Below are 19,402 nucleotides of genomic sequence, written 5' to 3' on the forward strand. Positions count from 1 at the left end.
GTAGTCGTTCATTATAAACAATATTGATGCCAGAGATTACGCTTCGGGCGGGCCTGTGCTTCGTGAATAGGGCAGGATCGAATCTTCGAGCCCCTCCGTGAAGTTCTACTTCATGCTGAGGGATTGCTGCGAGACGGCGGAGCATGATGCGGATCATGGCCAAGCGGACGAACGCTGCAGCGATGCGGCAGTGTCGCTCGAAGTCCCGCGCGAGGCAGCGGTTTCGGTTGCTCGAAACACTGCTTCGAGGCCGATGGTGCGCTCGACGATCCAGCGCTTGGGCAGCACGACGAAGCGATGGCGGTCGCAACGGCGCACGATCTCGATCTTCCATGTGCCGGTGCGTGCGGCACAGGCCGCCATCTTCGGGCCCTGATAGCCGGCATCGCCGATGATGCGCTTGACCAAGGGGAACAGCCTGCGCGCCTGACGCACTAGCGGTTCAGCCCCGCCGCAATCCTGCACGCTGGCGGGATGCACGATGACAGCGAGCAGCATCCCGATGGTGTCGGTCAGGAGATGGCGCTTGCGCCCGACGACCATCTTGCCTGCGTCGTAGCCCGACGGGTCAAGCGTAGAGCCCCCCTTTTGCGCACCCTTCGCCGTCTGACTGTCGATGATGGCCGTTGTCGGGCTCGCCTCACGTCCCGCTTGCTCGCGCACTGGACATAGAGGACATGATGGATGCGTTCGATGGTTCCTTCCCATTCCCGTCAGGAAAAATAGCCCCACGCCGTACTCTTCGGCGGCAGGTCCTTGGGCAGCGCCTGCCACTGGCAGCCGGTGGAGAGCACATAGAACATCGCGTTCAGCACCTCGCGCACATCCAAGCTACGCCGCCTGCCACCGCGCTTCGCAGGGCGGATCAGCGGCTCCACCAACGCCCATTGTCGTCGGTCAGGTCAGATGGCTAGCGCAGCCCGCGCCGGTCCGCTGCTCGTCGATGTTCCGCTGTCCATGTCAGCCCGCCCCCGCGAATCGAACGTAGCGACAGCGAATCACATCCGATTCAACAGATTCAACCTCTTCTCGGATGGTCCCTAAGGCCCTTGGCGGGGTGAGGTTCGGAGAGGGGCAGGGCCCCTCTCCGTCCGGGTCACCCCACCAGCTCATCCGTAAACACCGTGAATCCCGCCAGCGTGCATGGCCCGAACGTCGTCACGATCGCCACATCCGTCGCGTCGCGCCCACGCGCCATCAGGATGCGCCCGATGCGCGGTTCGTTGTTGCGCGCATCGAAGATATGCCAGCGATCGTCAAGATACACTTCGAACCAGGCGGCGAAATCCATCACGCCATAGGGCGGCGGCATGCCGATATCGCCGAGATACCCGGTGCAGTATCGCGCAGGGATATTGACACAGCGGCACAGCGTGATTGCCAGATGCGCGTAGTCGCGGCAGACGCCGCGGCGAACCGCGAAGGCCTCCGAGGCCGACCGCGTTGCGCTGGCATGTTCGTAGCCGAACTCAATGTGGTTGTGGACGAAGTCGCAGATCGCCTGCACCCGCGCCCAGCCGGTCGGGCCGTGGCCGAACATCTGCCAGGCGACCTCGGTCAGCTTGTCGGTATCGCAATACCGGCTGCCGAGAAGGTAGACGAGGATCTCATCGGGTAATTGCTCGACCGGGCGCTGCCAGGCCGTCGGCACCAGCCGGTCCGGCTGGCCGGAATCCTGCACCACCAGCTTCGTGGAAATGGTCGTCCGCCCGAGCGGTGCCACGATGCGCGTGCAGCGATTGCCGAAGCCGTCCGTGTAGTCGAGGAACGGCAGCGGCGGATCGAAGCTGATCCGATGCGGCCCGATCAGGTCAGGCAGCCGCGACGGATGCGGGCTGATGGTCAGCAGCATAGGCGTCGGCTGCGGACAGTCGTAGATGATCTGGCAGCCGGCACTGATATGCATGAAAGATCCTTCGTGGTCATTGGCCGGGAGATGGACACCCATCGTCAAGGCGCATCGGCTAGTGACCCGGTCACCGTATCACAGGGCCAGCGGCTCAACCGGAATTTTGGCTGTCCATCCATGTCGGCCCGACGTCTCTGCCATTACGGCGGGCAACGTCGTGCCCCTGTGCCGTAAGACGCGTCAGCCCGCGCGATGGTTGCGCCCCGTCAGCGCCAATACGGCGCCGAGCAGCGCCACGGCCATGGCGAAGGGGCCGAAGCCGATGAAACCGATCTCGGCCATGATCCAGCCGCCCAGCGTGGCGGCCCCAAGCCAGCCGAGACTCGCCGCTGTCACATTCAGCCCCAGAACCGTGCCGCGCACCTCGTCGGGCACATTGGCGAGGGCTGCCATGAGGCTCGGCCGCGACATCGCGCTGAAGGTGGCGTAGGCGAAGCCGAGCGCCACCGTGCCGGCGAGGCCCGGCGTCCAGCTGAACAGCACCAGCGCCGCGCCGCCCGAGCCGATCATCGCCATGGCGAAGGTGTGCGACCGGTCCGCGAAGCGATCCGCCGCCTGGCCGCCGATGATGGTGCCGAGGATATTCCCCAGCGCCACCAACCCCAGCGGGATCGCCACCCCCGCCGGCGTCAGCCCATAGGTCGCCTGCAGGAAGGTCGCGAAATAGACCACGGTAAGGCCGTAGCAGACACGTTCCGCCACACCCATCGAGAGAAGCCGCAGCACCGGCCCCGTCATAGCGCTGCGCATGCTGGGCCGCGCGGGCTGTGCCCCCGAGGCGCTGCCCGCCGGCGGCCGCAGCGTGGTCACGAACAACCCGATCGCGGCGAGCACCGCGACGCTGGCCACCACGCGGTTGACGCCGCGCCAGCCAATGGAGGACCCGATCCAGGCCGCCAGCGGCACGCCGACCAGCAGGGCGAGCGACTGCCCCGCCATCACCCAACCGAGCGCCCGCCCGCGCTGACGATCGGCCGTGCGCGCCGAGGCTTCGGTCATGATCACGCCGGTGAAGCCGCCGGCAAAGGCACCCGCCACCGTCGCCCAGAACGCCACGCCAAGAAAGCTCTGCGCCAGCGACAGGCAGACGAGGCAGGCCGCCAGCCCGAGCGGCCCGCCGACCAGGAAGGGCCGCCGCCCCCAGCGATCCGACGCCGTGCCGGCGAAGACCGATGACACGCCCCAGGAGATCGACGTCGCCGCCATCAGGTTCGCCACCATCGGCAGGCTGGCCGACAGGTCGCGCGCCATCTCGATGAGGAACGGCGCGCGCGTGGTGCCCGAGGACGACGCGGCGAACATGCCAAGGCAGGCGGCCGCGAGCAGCGCCCAGGGCAGTGTCGGCACGATCGTGCCTCAGCCCCCGTCCAGCCGACGCCGATACAGCGAGATAAGTCGTTCCCAATGCCGTTCGGCGGCCGGCTTATCGTAGCAATGCCGCTGCGGGAAGGCGAAGCCGTGATGCACCGCCGGGTGGATTTCCAACTCGCCCGCCGCGCCCGAGGCCTCGAACAACGCGCGCAATTCGGCGACCATCGGCAACGGTGCAAGCTCGTCATGTTCGGCGCAGGAAATGTACAGCTCGGCATGGCCCTGGCCGAGCGTCAGATGCGGGCTTTCCTCGGCCTCGCTGACCAGCCAGGTGCCGTAGAACGACGCCGCGGCGGCAACGCGCCCCGGATACCGCGCCGCGGCGGCCAGCGCGAAGGGCCCGCTCATGCAGTACCCGTGCACGCCGATCGGGCCGGGCGCGGCGATGCCGCTGCGGTCGAGATACGCGATCATGTCGGCGACATCGCCCATCACCGGCGGGATGGTCATCTTCGTGCGGATGGCGCGCATGCGGTCGCGTTCCGGGTCGCCCATCACCAGCACGCCGGGGCCGAACGTGGTGTTCCGCCCGGCGCGGTAATACAGGTTCGGCAACAGCACGCAGTAGCCGACGGTCGCGAGGCGCCGGGCCATGTCATGCAACTCCTCGCGGATGCCCGGCGCGTCCATCAGCATCAGCACGGCGGGACAGGGGCCGCCGCGTTCGGGCCGGACGATGAAGGTCTCCATCGCGCCGTCGCGCGTCGCGATGTCCTCGATGCTCTCGATCATGGTCGTTCCCCCGCCGCGTTGTGCCGGCAGGCTAGCCCCCGTCTGGACGAATGGCGATGGGCGGGGGACAGTCGGCCATCCGCCACGGAGGGAATGCCGCATGAAGCTCGCCTATTCGCCCGCCAGCCCCTATGTCCGCAAATGCTGGGCGCTCGCCATCAAGCGTGGCGTGGACAGTCGCATCGAGCTGTGGAAGGTGGGCACCACCGCTCCCGAGCTCGCCGCGGTGAACCCGCTGTCGAAGATCCCGACCTTCGTCACCGATGAAGGCCAGGTGCTCTACGACAGCCCGGTGATCTGCGAATACATCGACAGCCTGGGCGATGCGCCGCCTTGCATCCCGCCCGCCAGCCCGGCGCGGTGGAAGGCGCTGACGCTCGAAGCGCTCGGCGACGGCATCCTGGACGCGACGCAGCCGCGTCGGCGCGAAGTCGCGCTGCCGCAGGACGATGGCCGCAAGGAATACATCGCGACGCAGCAGGGCAAGGTTACCCGCGCCCTGGCCGCGCTTGAAGCCGAGACCCTCGGCGACCTCGAGACGATCGGCGACATCACCGTGGCCTGCGCGCTCGGCTACCTCGATTTCCGCTACCCGCATGAACCCTGGCGTCCGGGCCACCCGAAGCTTGCGGCGTGGTATGAGCGCGTGGTGGCGATGCCGCCGATGGCGCAGAGCATGCCGCCGGCCTGAACCCTGGTTGGACATGCGCCCGCGCGCGCATGTCCACCGCTGGCATCGGCCCGGTGGCGCATTGATGCATGACCCGCACCCGGCGCGGGCAATACCTGCCTTCTTCGCGGGCGCCCGCGCCGGACTTGCTGCATGGCGACAGCGCCGATAGCCTCCGCACGCAGCATCGCAGCGGGGTTTCATCGTGGCGCTTTCATCCGCTCGCTACCGGCTCGGTTTCGACATCGGCGGCACCTTCACCGATTTCGTGCTGCTGGACGCCGCGACCGGCGGCATCACGCTGTACAAATGCCTGACCACGCCGGCCGATCCGGCGGAAGGCGCGCTCACCGGCATCCGCGCCATCACCGAACAGGCCGGCATCGCGGTGGCCGATTTGTCGGAAGTGCTGCATGGCACGACGCTCGTCACCAACGCGCTGATCGAACGACGCGGGGCGACGACCGGTCTGTTGACGACGCACGGCTTCCGCGACGTGCTCGAGCTCGGCATCGAGCAGCGCTACGATATCTACGACCTGTTCCTGAAATTCCCCGACCCGATCGTACCGCGCCGCCGCCGCATTGAGGTCACCGAACGCGTGACGCATGATGGCCAGGTCGTCGCCCCGCTCGACCTCGCGGAAGTGCGTGCCGCCGGCGCCAAGCTGCTGGCCGAAGGCTGCACCGCCATCGCCATCTGCTTCCTGCATGCCTATGCCAACCCCGCCCATGAACAGGCCGCGGCCGCCGTGCTGCGCGAGGCCTTTCCGCAACTCGCCATCAGCCTGTCGAGCGAAGTCGCCCCCGAAATCCGCGAATACGAACGCAGCGTCACCACCTGCGCCAATGCCTTCGTCCAACCGCTGATGGACCGCTATCTCGGCAAGCTGCTGCACGAATTCGATGCATTGGGCTTCACCGGCACCCTGCGGCTGATGCAATCCGATGGCGGCCTCTGCGCGCCCGAGGTGGCGCGCGCCCTGCCGATCCGCCTGCTGGAATCTGGCCCGGCCGGCGGCGCGCTGGCGACGGTGCTGTTCGCCCGCGCGGCGGGGCTGCCCGATGCGCTCGCCTTCGACATGGGCGGCACCACCGCCAAGGCCTGCCTGATCGAGAATGGCCGCGCCGAAGTCGCGCCCATGATGGAAGCCGCGCGCGTGCACCGCTTCAAGCGCGGCTCCGGCCTGCCGATCCGCGCGCCGGTCGTCGACATGATCGAGATCGGCGCCGGCGGCGGCTCCATCGCCGGCGTCGACGAGACCGGGTTGATCAAGGTCGGCCCGCATTCCGCCGGCGCCGATCCCGGCCCCGCCTGCTACGGCCGCGGCGGCCAGAAGGCGACGGTCACCGACGCCAACCTCCTGCTCGGCTACTACGATCCCGGCTTCTTCCTCGGCGGCGCCATGTCGCTGGACCTGCCGGCCGCGGAAGCCGCGCTCGGCCGGCTCGGCGCGCAACTCGGCCTGACGGCGATGGACGCCGCCTGGGGTGTGCATGCGGTGGTCTGCGAAGCGATGGCCGGTGCCGCGCGCGTGCATCTGGTCGAGAAGGGCCGCGACCCGCGCCGCTACGCCATGGTCGCCTTCGGCGGCGCAGGCCCGGCGCATGCGGTGCGCGTCGCGCGCATCCTCGGCATCCGCGAGGTGCTGGTGCCGCCCGCCTCGGGCGCGGCCTCGGCGCTGGGCTTCCTGGCCGCGCCACTCGCTTTCGAAATCTCGCGCAGCCTGATCGCGCCGCTCGGCGCCGACGCTGATTTCGCCGCCATCGCCGCATCGCTGGCGAGCCTGGAAGCCGAAGCACGCGCAACCCTGCGCAAGGCCGGCGTCGCCGATACCGCGATGCGCGTCGAACGCAGCGCCGAGATGCGCCTGATCGGCCAGCTCCACCAGATCACCGTGCCGCTGCCCGACGGCAGCATCGACGCCGCGCGCCTGCCGGAGATCCGCGCCGCCTTCGTCGAAACCTACCAGCGCCTCTACACCCGCGTCGTCGAAGGCGCCGAGATCGAGCTGCTCTCCCTGCGCGTCCGCGTGCTCGGTCCCGAACCTTCCATCACCGTCTCCGGCGCCGTCGGCACCGCGGTGGGCGAGGGCGAAGCCTTGAAGGGCAGCCGCCGCGCCTGGTTCGACGGCGCTTTCCATGACGCGCCGGTCTATGACCGCTACCGCCTCAAGCCTGGCGACAGCGTGCCAGGCCCCGCCATCATCGAGGAACGCGAGGCCACCACTATCATCGCGCCGGGCGACACGCTCGCCGTCGATGCGGTGATGAACCTGCGCATCACCGTCGGTGCCACCGCCAAGGCCGAGGCGCTGGTCACCCCCGGCATGGCGCTCGACGTCGCCAAGGCGCGCATCGAGGCCGACCCGATCGGGCTCGAGATCATGTGGTCGCGCCTGATCTCCATCGTCGAGGAGATGTGGCAGACCGTCTGCCGCACCGCCTATTCGCTGATCATCGCCGAGGCGCAGGATTTCGCGAACGAAATCCTCGACCCGCAAGGCAACCCGCTGGCGCATTCACCGCGCGCCATGCCGCTGTTCAACCTGACCCTGACGCGCTGCGTGAAGGCGCTGCTGGAGCACTTCCCGGCCGAGACGCTGAAGCCGGGCGATGTGCTGGTCACCAACGACCCCTGGCTCTGCGCGGGCCACCTGTTCGATATCGCGCTGGTCACGCCGGTGTTCCACGAGGGCCGCGTCGTTGCGCTGATGGGCACGGTCGGCCATGTCAGCGACATCGGCGGCGTGAAGGACCCGCTGGCGGCGCGCGAGATCTACGACGAAGGCTTCCAGATCCCGCCGATGAAGCTCTACGCGGCGGGCGTGCCGGACCGCTCGCTGTTTCGCCTGATGGCGCAGAACATCCGCAACAGTGACCAGGTGCTGGGCGACGTCGAATCCATGGTGACGGCCAATGCGCTCGGCGCGCAGCGCCTCGTCGCCTTCATGGAGGAATACGGGCTGCAGGACCTCGCCGCCCTGGCCGCCGTGGTGCAGGGCCGCAGCGAAGCCGCGACGCGTGCCGCGATCCGCGCCGTGCCCGATGGCGTCTATGAAAGCGAGATCGAGAACCGCCCGCTCGGCGAAACGCTGCGCTACCGCGTGCGCGTCTACAAGCAGGGCGAGACCATCCATGTCGAACATGTGGAGGCGCCGCCGACCCTGCCGCGCGGCGGTCTCAACTGCACGATGAATGTCACGGCCGCGCATTCCTCTTACCCGCTGAAATGCATGCTGACGCCGAGCGTGCGCGGCAATGCCGGCTGCTACGCGCCGATCAGCGTGGTGGCGCCGGAAGGCTCCGCGCTGAACTGCCAGCCACCGGCCGCGGTGGCCTATCGCACGCGGCTGTCCTGGTTCATCGGGCCGAACCTCTATCGCGCCCTGGCGCCGGCCATTCCCGACAAGGTGCAGGCCTTCACCGGCCTGCCGAAATCCTTCGGCTTCTACGGCCGCAACAAGCAGGGTCGCGTCGCCTCCGACCACTTCTTCATGGGCGGCGGGCAGGGTGCTTCGTCGAAAGCCGATGGCAAGTCCGGGCTGCTGTTCCCCACCAGCGCGGCGAATACGCCCGTCGAATTGCTGGAATCCCGCATGCCCGTGCTGGTCATGGAAAAGGGCCTGGTCGCCGATACCGGCGGGCCCGGGCGCCAGCGTGGCGGCCTGGGCCAGCGCATGCGCGCGCGGCGTCTGCTGGGCGGCACGGAGCCGATCATGGTCGGCCTCTATCCCGAAGGCGTTGGCCTGAAGCCGGAGGGCCTGTTCGGCGGCCGGCCCGGCGCGCCGGGGCGCGGCGCGGTGAAAGGGCCCGATGACGCGACGCCGCGCGATGTCGGCACCGGCGAAATGGTCGCCCTGTTCGATCCGGCCACCGAGATCGAAGGCCGCATCGCCGGCGGCTCCGGCTTCGGCGAGCCCTGGGCGCGCCCGATCGAAGCGGTGCAGGCCGACATCGACGACGATTACATCACCCCTGACGGTGCCGCGCGGGACTATGGTGTCGTGCTCGGGGCCGATGGACGCATCGACCCCGTCGCGACCGCGCGGCGACGGGCTGCACAGCAAGACGGCGCGGACAGGGACATGGCGGCAACGACCGGGGGTTCAACATGAACGATCAACTTTCTCGACGCGGCCTGCTGGGCGGCGCCGCACTCCTCGCGGCGAGCGCGCCTGGCGTCTCCTGGGCCTTCGAACGCGACGGCAACCGCAAGGTGCTCGTCTTCTCGGGCAACCAGGCGGTGCCGGTGCTCGACCCGCATATCCGCTACGACTGGTCGACGCGCATGATCCAGCAAGGCGTGTACGACGCGCTGCTGAAGTATGAGGGCGACCCGCCACGCATCGTGCCCTGGCTGGCGGAGCGGCATGAAGTCTCGCCCAACGGCCTGACCTACACCTTCCACCTCGTCGGCAACGCGAAGTTCCACAATGGCGACCCTGTCGATGCGGAAGCCGTGCGCTTTTCCTTCGAGCGCGGCCTGAAGCTGAATGCCGGCATCGCCTGGATGCTGAAGGACTTCCTCAAGCCCGAGAAGATCGTCGCGGTCGACCCGCGCACCGTCACCTTCACGCTGGAACGCCCCTTCGCGCCGTTCATTTCCTACGTGCCCTGGTGGTACATCGTGAACCCGAAGCAGGTGATGGCGAACCAGGAAGGCGACGACCTCGGCCGCAAGTGGATGACCGAGAACGACGCCGGCTCCGGTCCGTTCAAGTTGCGCCGCTTCGACGCCAATACGCTGATGCATCTGGAGAACGTGCCCGACTATTGGAAGGGCTGGCCGATGGCGGAGGCGGCGCGTCCGTCCGGCATCATCTACCGCATCATCCGCGAGGCGGCGCCGCGCAAGGCCGCGCTGCAGCGGCGCGAGGCCGACATCATCACTAACATCACGCCGGACGATATCGAACAACTCGCCCGTGTGCCCGGCGTCGCGATCGAAAATCACAAGGGCTCGACCACCTTCGGCATCAAGTTCAACTGCCAGCAGGGGCCGACCGCCGACATCAACCTGCGCAAGGCGATCGCCTACGCCTTCGACTATGACGCGCTGCTCGCCATCACCAACGGCTTTGCCGCGCTGATGACGAGCCCTTTCCCGGCCTCGATGGCCGGCCACATCGATGTCCCCGGCATCCCGCGCAAGGACGTCGACAAGGCGCGCGACTTCCTCAAGCGATCCGGCACGCCGAATGGCGGGCTCGAGCTGGAATACGTCCATGTCCAGGGGCTCGAAGAGGCGCGGCGGGTCGGCCTCGTGCTGCTCGACAGCCTGCGCGCATTGGACATCAAGGTGAACATCGTCGGCCAGCCTTGGACGACGATGACCAGCCGCGGCTCGAAGCCCGACACCGCGCCCAACATGATGTCGATCTATGTCACGCCCGTCGGCACCGACCCCGACACCGTCGCCTACCAATACCACCGCGCCTCCTGGGGCCTCTATTACGGCACCGCCCATTACGACAACCCCGAGGTCTCACGCTGGATCGACGAGGCGCGCGCCGAGACTGACAACGCCAAGCGCATGGCGCTGTACGCGCGTATCCAGACGCAGATCGTCGCCGACCAGCCGGAGATCTTCGGCATGGTGGCCAACCGCATCTGGGCGCGGCGCGACTATGTGAACGGTTTCAGCTTCTCCCCGGTGCGCTTCACCGGCGAGATCGACCTCTACCCGCTCTGGGTGGCGGGCTGAATCCCGGGTGGCGGGCTACATCCTTCGCCGCATCGGCCTTGCGGGGCTGATGCTGTTCGGGCTGGTCTGCCTGACCTTCGTCATCGCCAATGTGGCGCCGTCGGACCCGGCGGCGCTCGCGGCCGGCCCGGATGCGGGCCGGTCGCAGATCGAACAGGCGCGCCGCGAATACGGTCTCGACAAGCCGCTGCCCGAACAATTCCTGCGCTACGTCACCGACCTGGCGCAGGGCAATTTTGGCCGCTCCATCGCGACGGGCCGCTCGGTCGGCACCGACCTCGCGCGCTACTTCCCCGCGACGCTGGAATTGGTGATCCTGGCCATGCTGCTGGGCGTCTTGCTTGGCGTGCCGCTCGGCGTGGTCTCCGCCCTGCGCAAGGATGGCCCGGTCGATCATGTGACGCGCATCTTCGCCGTCTCCGGCATCGCGCTGCCGCCCTTCTGGTTCGGCCTGCTGCTGCAACTCGCCTTCGCGACCTGGCTGGGGCTGCTGCCGACCAGCGGTCGCATCTCCGTCTTCACCGAACCGCCCGACCCGATCACCGGCCTGCTGCTGCTCGACAACACCCTGCGCGGCCAATGGCCACTGTTTCGCGAGGCGCTGTCCTACATCATCCTGCCGGCGATCGTGCTGTCGTTGCCCTGTCTCGCCTCCATTCTGCGCGTGAACCGTTCCGAGATGGTCGAGGCGCTGCGCATGGACTACGTCGTCGCCGCTCGCGCGCATGGTGTGACACCCTGGCGCATCGTCATGGTGCATGCGCTGAAGAACGCGATGCTGCCCACCCTCGCCATCATCGGCCTGCGCTGGGGCTGGATGATGAGCAGCACCGTGCTGGTCGAAACGGTGTTCGACTGGCCGGGCATCGGCCTCTACGCTGTCTCCTCCGCCATCGCCGGTGACTTCAAGCCGGTGATGGGCGTGACGCTGATCGTCGGCCTCAACTTCATGGTGGCGAACCTGATCGTTGATCTCCTCTACGGCGTGCTCGACCCACGCCTGCGGCGGGCGTGATGTCCGCCATCGCCGAGGAAACTGTCGCCGCCCCGCCACGCCGCCGCCTGCGTCTCGCCCTCTGGCTGCTCACGCGCTCCTTCTCCTCCATGCTCGGCCTGTTCCTGGTGACGGCGATCGTCGCGCTGGCGCTGCTCGGCCCCTGGATCGTGCCCTATCCCGACGACGTGCAGGGCGGCATCAATCTCGCCAACAAGCTGCAGCCGCCATCCTTCGCCCATTGGCTCGGCACGGACGAAGTCGGCAACGACATCCTCACCCGCGTCATCATCGGCGCGCGCATCTCGCTGCTGGTGGGCATCGGCATCACCGTCGCCGCCGCAATCATCGGCGTGCCGCTTGGCATCCTCGCCGGCCTCGCCGGCGGGCGCCTACGCGAAGTGATTATGCGCTTCACCGATCTGTTCCTCTCCGTCCCCGGCCTGGTGCTGGCCATCGCGCTGGTCGCCGCCCTCGGCCCCGGCATTGTCAACGCCATGATCGCACTGATCCTCGTCTGGTGGCCCGGCTATGTGCGGCTGGCGGAAGCCAAGGCGCTGTCGATCCGTGACGAAGCCTATATCGAAGCCGCCCGCGTCGCCGGCGCCTCCCGTGCGCGCATCCTGCGTCGCCACGTGCTGCCCAACAGCATCTCGCCGCTGATCGTGAAGATGAGCATGGACATCGGCCAGGCGATCCTCGCCGTCGCCTCGCTCGGCTTCATCGGCCTCGGCGCCAAGCCGCCGACACCCGAATGGGGCGCGATGATCTCCATCGCCCGCGGCTACATGCCCGATTGGTGGTGGTACGCCGTGGCGCCGGGGGTGTTCATCTACCTCGCCGTGCTCGGCTTCAACCTGCTGGGCGACGGGCTGCGCGACATCCTCGACCCGCGGAGCAATCGCGGATGAGCGCCTTGCTCGAGATCCGCGACTATCGCCTCGCCTTCGACACCTTCGACGGCACCGCGCAGGTGCTGGACGGCATCGACCTGACGCTGTCCGCTGGCGAGACGCTCGGCATTGTCGGCGAGACCGGCTGCGGCAAATCGGTGCTGGCGCGCAGCCTTCTGCAACTCAATCCGATGCCGCCGGCGCGCGTGGTCTCGGGGCAGATCCACTTTCGCGACGAGGACATCCTGCGTCTGCCCGAACGCGCCATGCGCCGGCTGCGCGGCCGAGCCATCGCGATGATCTTTCAGGACCCGGCTTCCTATCTGAACCCACTGCTCGCCATCGGCACGCAGATGGAAGACGCCATCCGCGGCCAGGACATCGCCGCGAGTTTGCGCAAACGCCCGCGTGCCGCCGCACGGGCGCGCGCGGCGGAGTTGCTCGCCGCGGTCGGCCTGCCCGAACCGGCGCGGCTCCTCGACAGCCATCCGCACATGCTCTCCGGCGGCATGCGCCAGCGCGTGCTGATCGCCATGGCGCTGGCCGGCGACCCGGCGCTGCTGGTCGCCGATGAACCGACCACCGCGCTCGACGTCACCGTGCAGGCGCAGGTGCTCGCCCTGATCGCGCGCCTCGTCGCGGAACGCGGCCTCGCCCTGATGCTGATCAGCCACGACCTCGGCGTCGTCGCCGCCTCCTGCGCCCGCGTCGCGGTGATGTATGCCGGCACGGTGGTGGAGGAAGCGCCGACCGGCGAGCTGCTCGCCCGCCCGCTGCACCCCTATGCGCGCGGGCTGATCGCCGCGGTGCCGGACCTCGACCATCCGGAACGCCGCCCGCAAGGCATCGCCGGCAGCATCCCCGGCCTGATCGCGCCACCGTCCGGCTGCCGCTTCCACCCACGCTGCTCCGCCGCCACCGATCGCTGCCGACGGGAAAAGCCCCTGCGGCGCGAGCTGCTGCCCGGCCGCAGCGTCGCCTGCCACCACGCCACGCCATGACCGAACCGCTGCTCCGCGCCGAGGGCCTGTCGCGCAGCTTCGAAGGCCGCCGACGCTTGTTCCATGAAACACCACGTGTGCGCGCCGTAGCGGAACTCAACCTGACGCTCGACCGTGGCACCGCCCTCGGCATCGTGGGCGAAAGCGGCTGCGGCAAGTCCACCCTGGCGCGCCTGCTGCTACGGCTGATCCCGCTCAGCGATGGGCGCATCATCTTCGACGGCCGCGACATCACCGCGCTCGATGAATCGGCGATGCGCCCGCTGCGCCGGCGCATGCAGTTGATCCATCAGAATCCTTCCGCCGCGCTTGACCCGCGTCTCAGCGCCGAGGACGCCGTCGCCGAACCCCTGCGCATCCATGGCGTCGCATCCGGTCAGGCGCTGCGTGACCGCGTCGCCGCACTGCTCGCCGAGGTCGGCCTGCCATCGGCCTTCCTGCATCGCTTCCCGCACGAACTCTCGGGCGGCCAGAAGCAACGCGTCTGCATCGCTCGAGCGCTGGCGCTGGAGCCGGACCTGCTGGTGCTGGACGAACCCACCTCGGCGCTCGACGTCTCCGTCCAGGCGCAGATCCTCGATGTGCTGGACGCGCTGCGCGCGCGACGCGGCCTCGCCTATCTCTTCATCAGCCACAACCTCGCCGTCGTGCGCCAGGTCTGCGAACGCGTGGCGGTGATGTATCTCGGCCGCATCGTCGAGGAAGGCAGTGCGGCCGAGGTGCTCGGCACCCCACGCCACCCCTATACGCGGGCGCTGCTGGAATCGGTGCCGCGGCTCGGCGCGAATCAGGCACCGCCTGCCGCGCCGGGCGAACCGCCTAACCCGGCATCGCCACCATCCGGCTGCGCCTTCCATCCGCGTTGCGCCCTCGCCGTCGCGGCGTGCCGCGCCGCGATGCCGCCGCTCGTCACCCTGGGCGACGGGCACCGCCTGCGCTGCCCGCGCGTGGGCTGAGCCTCACGCCGGCGGCGCCACCGACAGTCCGCGTGCGCCGTGCTTGTCGATCAGCCGCGCCACCAGCCCGCTCGCCTTCGCCTCCTCGACGAAGTCGCGCAGGAAGGCGGCGCCGGCGGCATTCGACCGCGCCGTGCCGATCGCCTGTTGCACGGCGCTGAACTGGCCATCCAGGATACGCGCACCGGGCAGCAGCTCGACATCCTTCAGCAGGCGGGGGCGCAGCCCGGCGAGGGCCTCCAGCTTCTGTTCGGTGAACAGCTGCAACGCCCCGTCCAGCCCCTCGGCCCGCAGCAGCGTCGCATTCCTGATGTTGCGCTCAAGCCAGAGATCGTAGGCCGCGCGCGCGGTGCTCGCGATCCGCACGCCGGCGCGGTCCACCTCCGCGATGGTCGCGATCGGCGAACCCGCCGGCACCAGATAGGTCGATTCGATTTCCGCATAGGCGGCCGTGAAGGCGATCTTCTCCGCCCGCTGCGGTTCCGCGCCGATTAGCGCGACATCCCAGCTGTCGGTATCCACCGCGTCGGCCACCAGCCCCGGCGAGGCATACGGCACCAGACGCACCGGCACGCCGAGCCGCGCCGCCAGCGCGCGCACCATGTCGGGCGAGACGCCCTCCGGGCTGCCGAACGCATCCCGCCCGGTGACGAGCAGGAAGTTGCTGAGGTTGATGCCGGCGCGCAGCACGCCGCGCGGCGCGAGTTGGGCGATGATCTCAGGCGACATGAGTGGCTTCCGTTTCCATTGCCGGCAGTAGAAGGCGCGACCGGCGCCGGGGCAAGTCGGCGGGGCTTGCGGCGCGCGGCGCAGGCGTCATCATGCCGCGTCGCATCATGGGGGACAGGCATGTCGGCGCTACCCGTCTTCGTCATCGGCCAGGCGCCGCGCCTGGACCTCGCCGCCGAGATCGCCGCGGCGGCACCGGGCCTGCCCATCGCCATGCGCGGTGCGCTCGATGGCATGACGCGCGCGGAGATCGCCGCCATCCCGCCCCGCGACGGCGCCGACACGCTGTTCACCATGCTGCCCTCGGGCGAGGCCGTCTCCATTTCCAAGGCGGCGGTCACTTCGCGCATGAAGGCGATGCTGGCGGCAACGGATGGCCCCGTGCTGCTTGCCTGCACCGGCGCCTTCAAAGGCCTGCCCGACCGTCCCGACCTGGTGCAGCCTTCCGCCGTGCTGAACGGCATGGCCGAGGCGCTGCTGCCGCGCGGCCGGCTCGGCCTCTTCGTGCCCTTGCCGGAGCAGGCGGCAACCCTCGGCGCGTCGCGCGCCCGCGAAGGCTTGTCGATCACCGTGCTGCCGCTGCGCCCACATGCCGATGCTTCGACACGCGCGGCGGCGATGGCCGCGATGGCGGAACAAAAGCCCGATCTCGTCCTACTCGACTGCATTTCCTACACGCGGGCGGACAAGGCCGCGGCGGTGGCCGTGATGTCCTGCCCGGTCCTGCTCTCCGTTGCCGTCGCCGCGCGCGCCGCCGCTTCCCTGCTGCCGGAGCCCTGATGCGCGAGATCACCATCGATGAGATCGAATCGCTCGCCGTCGGCGCCTGGGTGCTCGGCACCGGTGGCGGCGGCTCGCCCTATCTCGGCCTGCTCAACGTGCGACGGCTCTATGCCGAGGGTCATCGCGTGCAGCTGATGGACCCGGACGAACTCGCCGATGACGACATGGTCGCCGTCGTCTCCAACATGGGCGCCCCGCTGGTCGGCCAGGAACGGCTGGTGGACAGCGCCACTATCGGTCGCGCCGTGACGCTGATGGAGGAATATCTCGGCCGCCCCTTCCGCGCGATCATGTCCGTCGAGATCGGCGGCAACAACGGCGTACAACCCTTCCTTGCCGCCGCCGAGACCGGCAAGCCGGTGGTCGATGCCGACGCGATGGGCCGCGCCTACCCTGAAGCGCAGATGACCTCCTTCGCGGTGGGCGACCTCAAGCCCTGGCCGCTCTCGCTGGTCGATCCGCGCGGCATCGAGGGCATCGTCGCCAAGGTGCCGTCCTGGAAATGGATGGAGCGCCTGTCACGCAAGATGTGCGTCGAGGTCGGCTCGATCGCCGCCACCTGCAAGGCGCCGCGCACGGGTGCCGAGGTGAAGCGCTGGGGCATCCTGCGCACCACGACCCAGGCGATCAAGCTCGGCCAGGCGATCCGCCTGGCGCAGAAGGAACATCGCGATCCGGTGCAGGCGATCCTGGCGCAGGAAAAGGGCATGCTGCTGTTCCGCGGCAAGATCGCCGACATCGCCCGGCGCACCACGGAAGGCTTCCTGCGCGGCACGGTGAAGCTTGAAGGTCTGGATGATTCGCGCGGCCATACCTTCGAACTCGCCTTCCAGAATGAATGGGCCGTCGGTTGGCTCGACGGCGTGGCGCAGGTAATGACGCCGGACCTGATCTGCGTGCTCGACAGCGTAAGCGGCGAGGCGATCGGCACGGAAGTGGCACGCTATGGCCAGCGCGTCACGGTGGTGGCCTTGCCCGCGCCGCCTGTGTTCCTTTCGCCACGAGGTCTCGACTTCGTCGGCCCGCGCGCCTTCGGCTACGACCTCGATTTCCGTTCGGTGTTCGCATGAGGCGGCGCATCGGCATCGATGTCGGCGGCACCAACACCGATGCGGTGCTGCTCGAAGACGACCGCGTCCTGCACGCGGTCAAGACGCCGACCACCGCCGATGTGCTGACCGGCGTCCGCCTCGCGCTGGAAAGCACCGCCCGCGCCATGGGCAGCGAGCCCGTCCAGGCGGTGATGATCGGCACCACGCATTTCGTGAATGCGGTGGTGCAGCGGCGCGACCTCGCCCCGGTCGGCGCGCTGCGCATCGGCCTGCCGGCATCGCGCTCCCTGCCACCCTTCTGCGACTGGCCGGCGGACCTCGCCGCCCTGGTGCGCGGCCAGGTCCACATGGTCGAGGGCGGCCACGACTACGACGGCCGCCCGATCATGCCGCTCGATGAGCGCGCCGTCGCCGCCGCCGCACGCGCGATGAACGCCGCCGGCATCGCCTGCGTCGCGATCAGCAGCATCTTCTCTCCGCTCGACCCCGCCATGGAAGACCGCGCAGCGGAAATCCTGCGCGCCGAGATGCCCGGCGCCTCCATCACCCTCTCGCACGACCTCGGCCGCATCGGCCTGCTGGAACGCGAGAACGTCGCGCTGCTCAACGCCTGCCTCGCCCCGCTCGCCCAGCACACCGTGCAGGCCTTCGAGGAAGCCCTGCGCCAGGCGGGCATCGCGGCGCCCCTGTTCATCACGCAGAATGACGGCACGGTGATCCGCGCCGAACTCGCCGCGCGCTTCCCGGTGCTCTCCTTCGCCTCCGGCCCGACCAATTCCATGCGCGGCGCCGCCTTCCTCACCGGGCTGAAGAATGCGCTGGTCGTCGATGTCGGCGGCACCACCTCCGATGTCGGTGCGCTCAAGGCGGGCTTCCCGCGCGAGGCCAATGCCATCGTCCATGTCGGCGGCGTGCGCACGCTGTTCCGCATGCCGGACCTTCTTTCGATCGGTCTCGGCGGCGGCTCGCATGTCGAAGCGCGCGACGGGCGCATCGCCATCGGGCCGCGCAGCGTCGGCTTCCGCCTGCCCGAACTCGCCCGCATCTTCGGCGGCCCGCAACTTACCACCAGCGACATCGCCGTGCGCGCGGGGCTGCTCTCGCTCGGCGAGGCATCGCGCGTCGCGGACATCGCCGACAGCTTCACCCGCGACACGCTTGCCGAGGCCGCCCGCATGCTGGAGGAAGCCGTCGACCGCATGAAGACCGAGGCGACGGACGTGCCGCTGCTCGCCGTCGGCGGCGGCGCCTTCCTGGTGCCGGACCGACTGCCCGGCTGTTCGGAAGTGCTGCGTCCCGCCCATGCCGCGGTCGCCAACGCGGTCGGCGCCGCCATCGCCCAGGTCAGCGGCGAGGCCGACCAGGTGTTCCAGGGCATGACCCGCACCGAGGCGATGGCCGCCGCCGAACGTATCGCCCGCGACCGCGCGGTGGAGGCCGGTGCCGATGGCGCGACGCTTTCCCTCGTGGATATCGAGGACCTGCCGATCGCCTACCTCCCTGGCGGCGCGCTGCGCGTGCGCGCCCGCGTGGTGGGCGAGATTGCCGCAGGCTGATCGCCCCGCCGCCGCTGGCGCAATGCATGGCGACGCGCCATGCTGCCCTTAAGAAACGAATTGGGGGGAACACATGCGTCGACTTGTCATCTTACTTGCCTTGCTGGTCGCGACGCTGCCCGCGCGCGCGCAGCAGGCCGCCTATCCGGACCGACCCATCCGCATGGTGATCCCCTTCGCACCTGGCGGTGCGGCCGATGTCGTCGGGCGCCTTACGGCGCAGGCTATGTCGGAGGATCTCGGCCAGCCCGTCGTCGTCGAAAACCGTGGCGGCAGCGGCGGCATCATCGGATCCCAGGCGGCGCTTCAGGCGCCGGCCGACGGCTACACCATCGTCCTCCACACGCTGTCCTCGGGCGTGATGAATGCGGGGCTCTATCGCTCGATGCCCTTCGACCTGCATCGCGCCTTCGCGCCGGTCGGCCTGGTGGGCACGGTGCCGAACATCATCGTCGTCAATCCCGGCGTGCCGGCGCAGACCCTGCAGGAGCTCATCGCCCTGGTGCGTGCCAATCCGGGCCGTATCACCTATGCCAGTTCAGGGCCAGGGACGATCGTCCACCTGTCGGGCCACATGCTGGCCAACGCCATCGGCGCGGAGATGGTGCATGTCCCCTATCGTGGCTCCGGCCCCGCGTTGGCCGATCTGATGGCCGGCACAGTGCAGGTGATGGTGGATACGCTGCCGCCCTATGTCGCGCTGGTGCAAAGCGGGCAGGTGCGTGCGCTGGCCATGGCGTCGCGCACCCGCAACGCTGCGCTGCCCGATGTGCCGACCGCCGCCGAAGCCGGCCTGCCCGGCTACGAGACCTACAACTGGCACGGGGTCTTCGTCGCCACCGGCACGCCGGCACCGATCATCGCCCGGCTCGAACGCGCCTTGCGCAACGCGATCGCCGCGCCGGCCACCCGCCAGCGCCTCATCGCTCTCGGCGTCGACCCGCGGGGCACCGGGGCGGAGGAACTGGCCACCTTCTGGGACGAGCAGTTCCGCATCTGGATACCCATCATCCGCGCTTCCGGCGCAACGGCTGAGTGAACGAGGAACCA

Annotated in this window: 15 protein-coding genes and 1 pseudogene; 11 read left to right on the plus strand and 5 right to left on the minus strand. The window is 69.1% G+C overall.

Annotated features, from left to right (window positions below; genetic code table 11):
* Nucleotides 1-121: 121 nt before the first annotated feature.
* The 4 genes and pseudogenes from IEY36_RS18840 to IEY36_RS18855 all read right to left on the minus strand — a co-directional run.
* Nucleotides 122-901 (minus strand): annotated as a pseudogene (locus IEY36_RS18840) (IS5 family transposase); the annotation flags it as partial.
* 195 nt (nt 902-1,096) lie between these two features.
* Nucleotides 1,097-1,906 (minus strand): transglutaminase-like domain-containing protein, encoded by an 810-nt coding sequence (locus tag IEY36_RS18845; protein ID WP_188969563.1) that lies wholly within the window; start codon nt 1,904-1,906, stop codon nt 1,097-1,099.
* 183 nt (nt 1,907-2,089) lie between these two features.
* Nucleotides 2,090-3,256 (minus strand): MFS transporter, encoded by a 1,167-nt coding sequence (locus IEY36_RS18850; protein ID WP_188969565.1) that lies wholly within the window; start codon nt 3,254-3,256, stop codon nt 2,090-2,092.
* Between the two features lie 9 nt (nt 3,257-3,265).
* Complete coding sequence (locus tag IEY36_RS18855; RefSeq protein ID WP_188969567.1) at nt 3,266-4,012, minus strand: dienelactone hydrolase family protein; 747 nt, start codon at nt 4,010-4,012, stop codon at nt 3,266-3,268.
* 100 nt (nt 4,013-4,112) lie between these two features.
* Here IEY36_RS18855 and IEY36_RS18860 point away from each other — a divergent pair, with 100 nt between their 5' ends.
* From IEY36_RS18860 to IEY36_RS18890, 7 genes are all read left to right on the plus strand, one after another.
* The gene (locus tag IEY36_RS18860) at nt 4,113-4,703 is read left to right on the plus strand and encodes a glutathione S-transferase N-terminal domain-containing protein (protein ID WP_188969569.1); all 591 of its coding nucleotides are present in this window, start codon (nt 4,113-4,115) and stop codon (nt 4,701-4,703) included.
* Nucleotides 4,704-4,887: 184 nt separating this feature from the next.
* Entirely contained in the window at nt 4,888-8,799 is a 3,912-nt protein-coding gene (locus IEY36_RS18865) for a hydantoinase B/oxoprolinase family protein (RefSeq protein ID WP_188969571.1), read from the plus strand.
* Entirely contained in the window at nt 8,796-10,388 is a 1,593-nt protein-coding gene (locus IEY36_RS18870; protein ID WP_188969573.1) for an ABC transporter substrate-binding protein, read from the plus strand. The genes IEY36_RS18865 and IEY36_RS18870 overlap by 4 nt, the downstream gene beginning before the upstream one ends.
* A gap of 7 nt (nt 10,389-10,395) precedes the next feature.
* The gene (locus IEY36_RS18875) at nt 10,396-11,403 is read left to right on the plus strand and encodes an ABC transporter permease (protein WP_229681426.1); all 1,008 of its coding nucleotides are present in this window, start codon (nt 10,396-10,398) and stop codon (nt 11,401-11,403) included.
* Entirely contained in the window at nt 11,403-12,293 is an 891-nt protein-coding gene (locus IEY36_RS18880; protein ID WP_188969575.1) for an ABC transporter permease, read from the plus strand. The genes IEY36_RS18875 and IEY36_RS18880 overlap by 1 nt, the downstream gene beginning before the upstream one ends.
* Nucleotides 12,290-13,276, plus strand: coding sequence for an ABC transporter ATP-binding protein (locus IEY36_RS18885; RefSeq protein WP_188969577.1), 987 nt, complete (start codon nt 12,290-12,292; stop codon nt 13,274-13,276). The genes IEY36_RS18880 and IEY36_RS18885 overlap by 4 nt, the downstream gene beginning before the upstream one ends.
* Nucleotides 13,273-14,232, plus strand: coding sequence for an oligopeptide/dipeptide ABC transporter ATP-binding protein (locus IEY36_RS18890; RefSeq protein WP_188969579.1), 960 nt, complete (start codon nt 13,273-13,275; stop codon nt 14,230-14,232). The genes IEY36_RS18885 and IEY36_RS18890 overlap by 4 nt, the downstream gene beginning before the upstream one ends.
* Nucleotides 14,233-14,235: 3 nt before the next feature.
* On the opposite strand, the gene IEY36_RS18895 is transcribed toward IEY36_RS18890, so the two are convergent.
* On the minus strand, nt 14,236-14,961 hold the full coding sequence (locus tag IEY36_RS18895; protein WP_188969581.1) for a transporter substrate-binding domain-containing protein: 726 nt from the start codon (nt 14,959-14,961) through the stop codon (nt 14,236-14,238).
* 120 nt (nt 14,962-15,081) lie between these two features.
* On the opposite strand from IEY36_RS18895, the gene IEY36_RS18900 reads away from it, so the two are divergent.
* The 4 genes from IEY36_RS18900 to IEY36_RS18915 all read left to right on the plus strand — a co-directional run bounded on the left by IEY36_RS18900 (nt 15,082) and on the right by IEY36_RS18915 (nt 19,391).
* Entirely contained in the window at nt 15,082-15,741 is a 660-nt protein-coding gene (locus IEY36_RS18900; protein ID WP_188969583.1) for an AroM family protein, read from the plus strand.
* A complete protein-coding gene (locus tag IEY36_RS18905; RefSeq protein ID WP_188969585.1) occupies nt 15,741-16,814 on the plus strand; it encodes a DUF917 domain-containing protein in 1,074 nt (357 codons plus the stop codon). The genes IEY36_RS18900 and IEY36_RS18905 overlap by 1 nt, the downstream gene beginning before the upstream one ends.
* Nucleotides 16,811-18,352, plus strand: a complete 1,542-nt coding sequence (locus IEY36_RS18910; protein ID WP_188969587.1) for a hydantoinase/oxoprolinase N-terminal domain-containing protein — start codon at nt 16,811-16,813, stop codon at nt 18,350-18,352. The genes IEY36_RS18905 and IEY36_RS18910 overlap by 4 nt, the downstream gene beginning before the upstream one ends.
* 73 nt (nt 18,353-18,425) lie before the next feature.
* Complete coding sequence (locus tag IEY36_RS18915) at nt 18,426-19,391, plus strand: Bug family tripartite tricarboxylate transporter substrate binding protein (protein WP_188969589.1); 966 nt, start codon at nt 18,426-18,428, stop codon at nt 19,389-19,391.
* The last annotated feature ends 11 nt before the right edge of the window (nt 19,392-19,402 follow it).

Origin of the sequence: Neoroseomonas lacus (assembly GCF_014644535.1) — a bacterium.
Taxonomy (GTDB): domain Bacteria; phylum Pseudomonadota; class Alphaproteobacteria; order Acetobacterales; family Acetobacteraceae; genus Neoroseomonas; species Neoroseomonas lacus.

Bases quoted from the DNA above. Each gene is read 5' to 3' on its own strand.
- IEY36_RS18845 (WP_188969563.1), bottom strand. From the start codon at position 1,906: ATGCATATCAGTGCCGGCTGCCAGATCATCTACGACTGTCCGCAGCCG.
- IEY36_RS18855 (WP_188969567.1), bottom strand. From the start codon at position 4,012: ATGATCGAGAGCATCGAGGACATCGCGACGCGCGACGGCGCGATGGAG.
- IEY36_RS18860 (WP_188969569.1), top strand. From the start codon at position 4,113: ATGAAGCTCGCCTATTCGCCCGCCAGCCCCTATGTCCGCAAATGCTGG.
- IEY36_RS18870 (WP_188969573.1), top strand. From the start codon at position 8,796: ATGAACGATCAACTTTCTCGACGCGGCCTGCTGGGCGGCGCCGCACTC.
- IEY36_RS18880 (WP_188969575.1), top strand. From the start codon at position 11,403: ATGTCCGCCATCGCCGAGGAAACTGTCGCCGCCCCGCCACGCCGCCGC.
- IEY36_RS18885 (WP_188969577.1), top strand. From the start codon at position 12,290: ATGAGCGCCTTGCTCGAGATCCGCGACTATCGCCTCGCCTTCGACACC.
- IEY36_RS18890 (WP_188969579.1), top strand. From the start codon at position 13,273: ATGACCGAACCGCTGCTCCGCGCCGAGGGCCTGTCGCGCAGCTTCGAA.
- IEY36_RS18895 (WP_188969581.1), bottom strand. From the start codon at position 14,961: ATGTCGCCTGAGATCATCGCCCAACTCGCGCCGCGCGGCGTGCTGCGC.
- IEY36_RS18900 (WP_188969583.1), top strand. From the start codon at position 15,082: ATGTCGGCGCTACCCGTCTTCGTCATCGGCCAGGCGCCGCGCCTGGAC.
- IEY36_RS18905 (WP_188969585.1), top strand. From the start codon at position 15,741: ATGCGCGAGATCACCATCGATGAGATCGAATCGCTCGCCGTCGGCGCC.
- IEY36_RS18910 (WP_188969587.1), top strand. From the start codon at position 16,811: ATGAGGCGGCGCATCGGCATCGATGTCGGCGGCACCAACACCGATGCG.
- IEY36_RS18915 (WP_188969589.1), top strand. From the start codon at position 18,426: ATGCGTCGACTTGTCATCTTACTTGCCTTGCTGGTCGCGACGCTGCCC.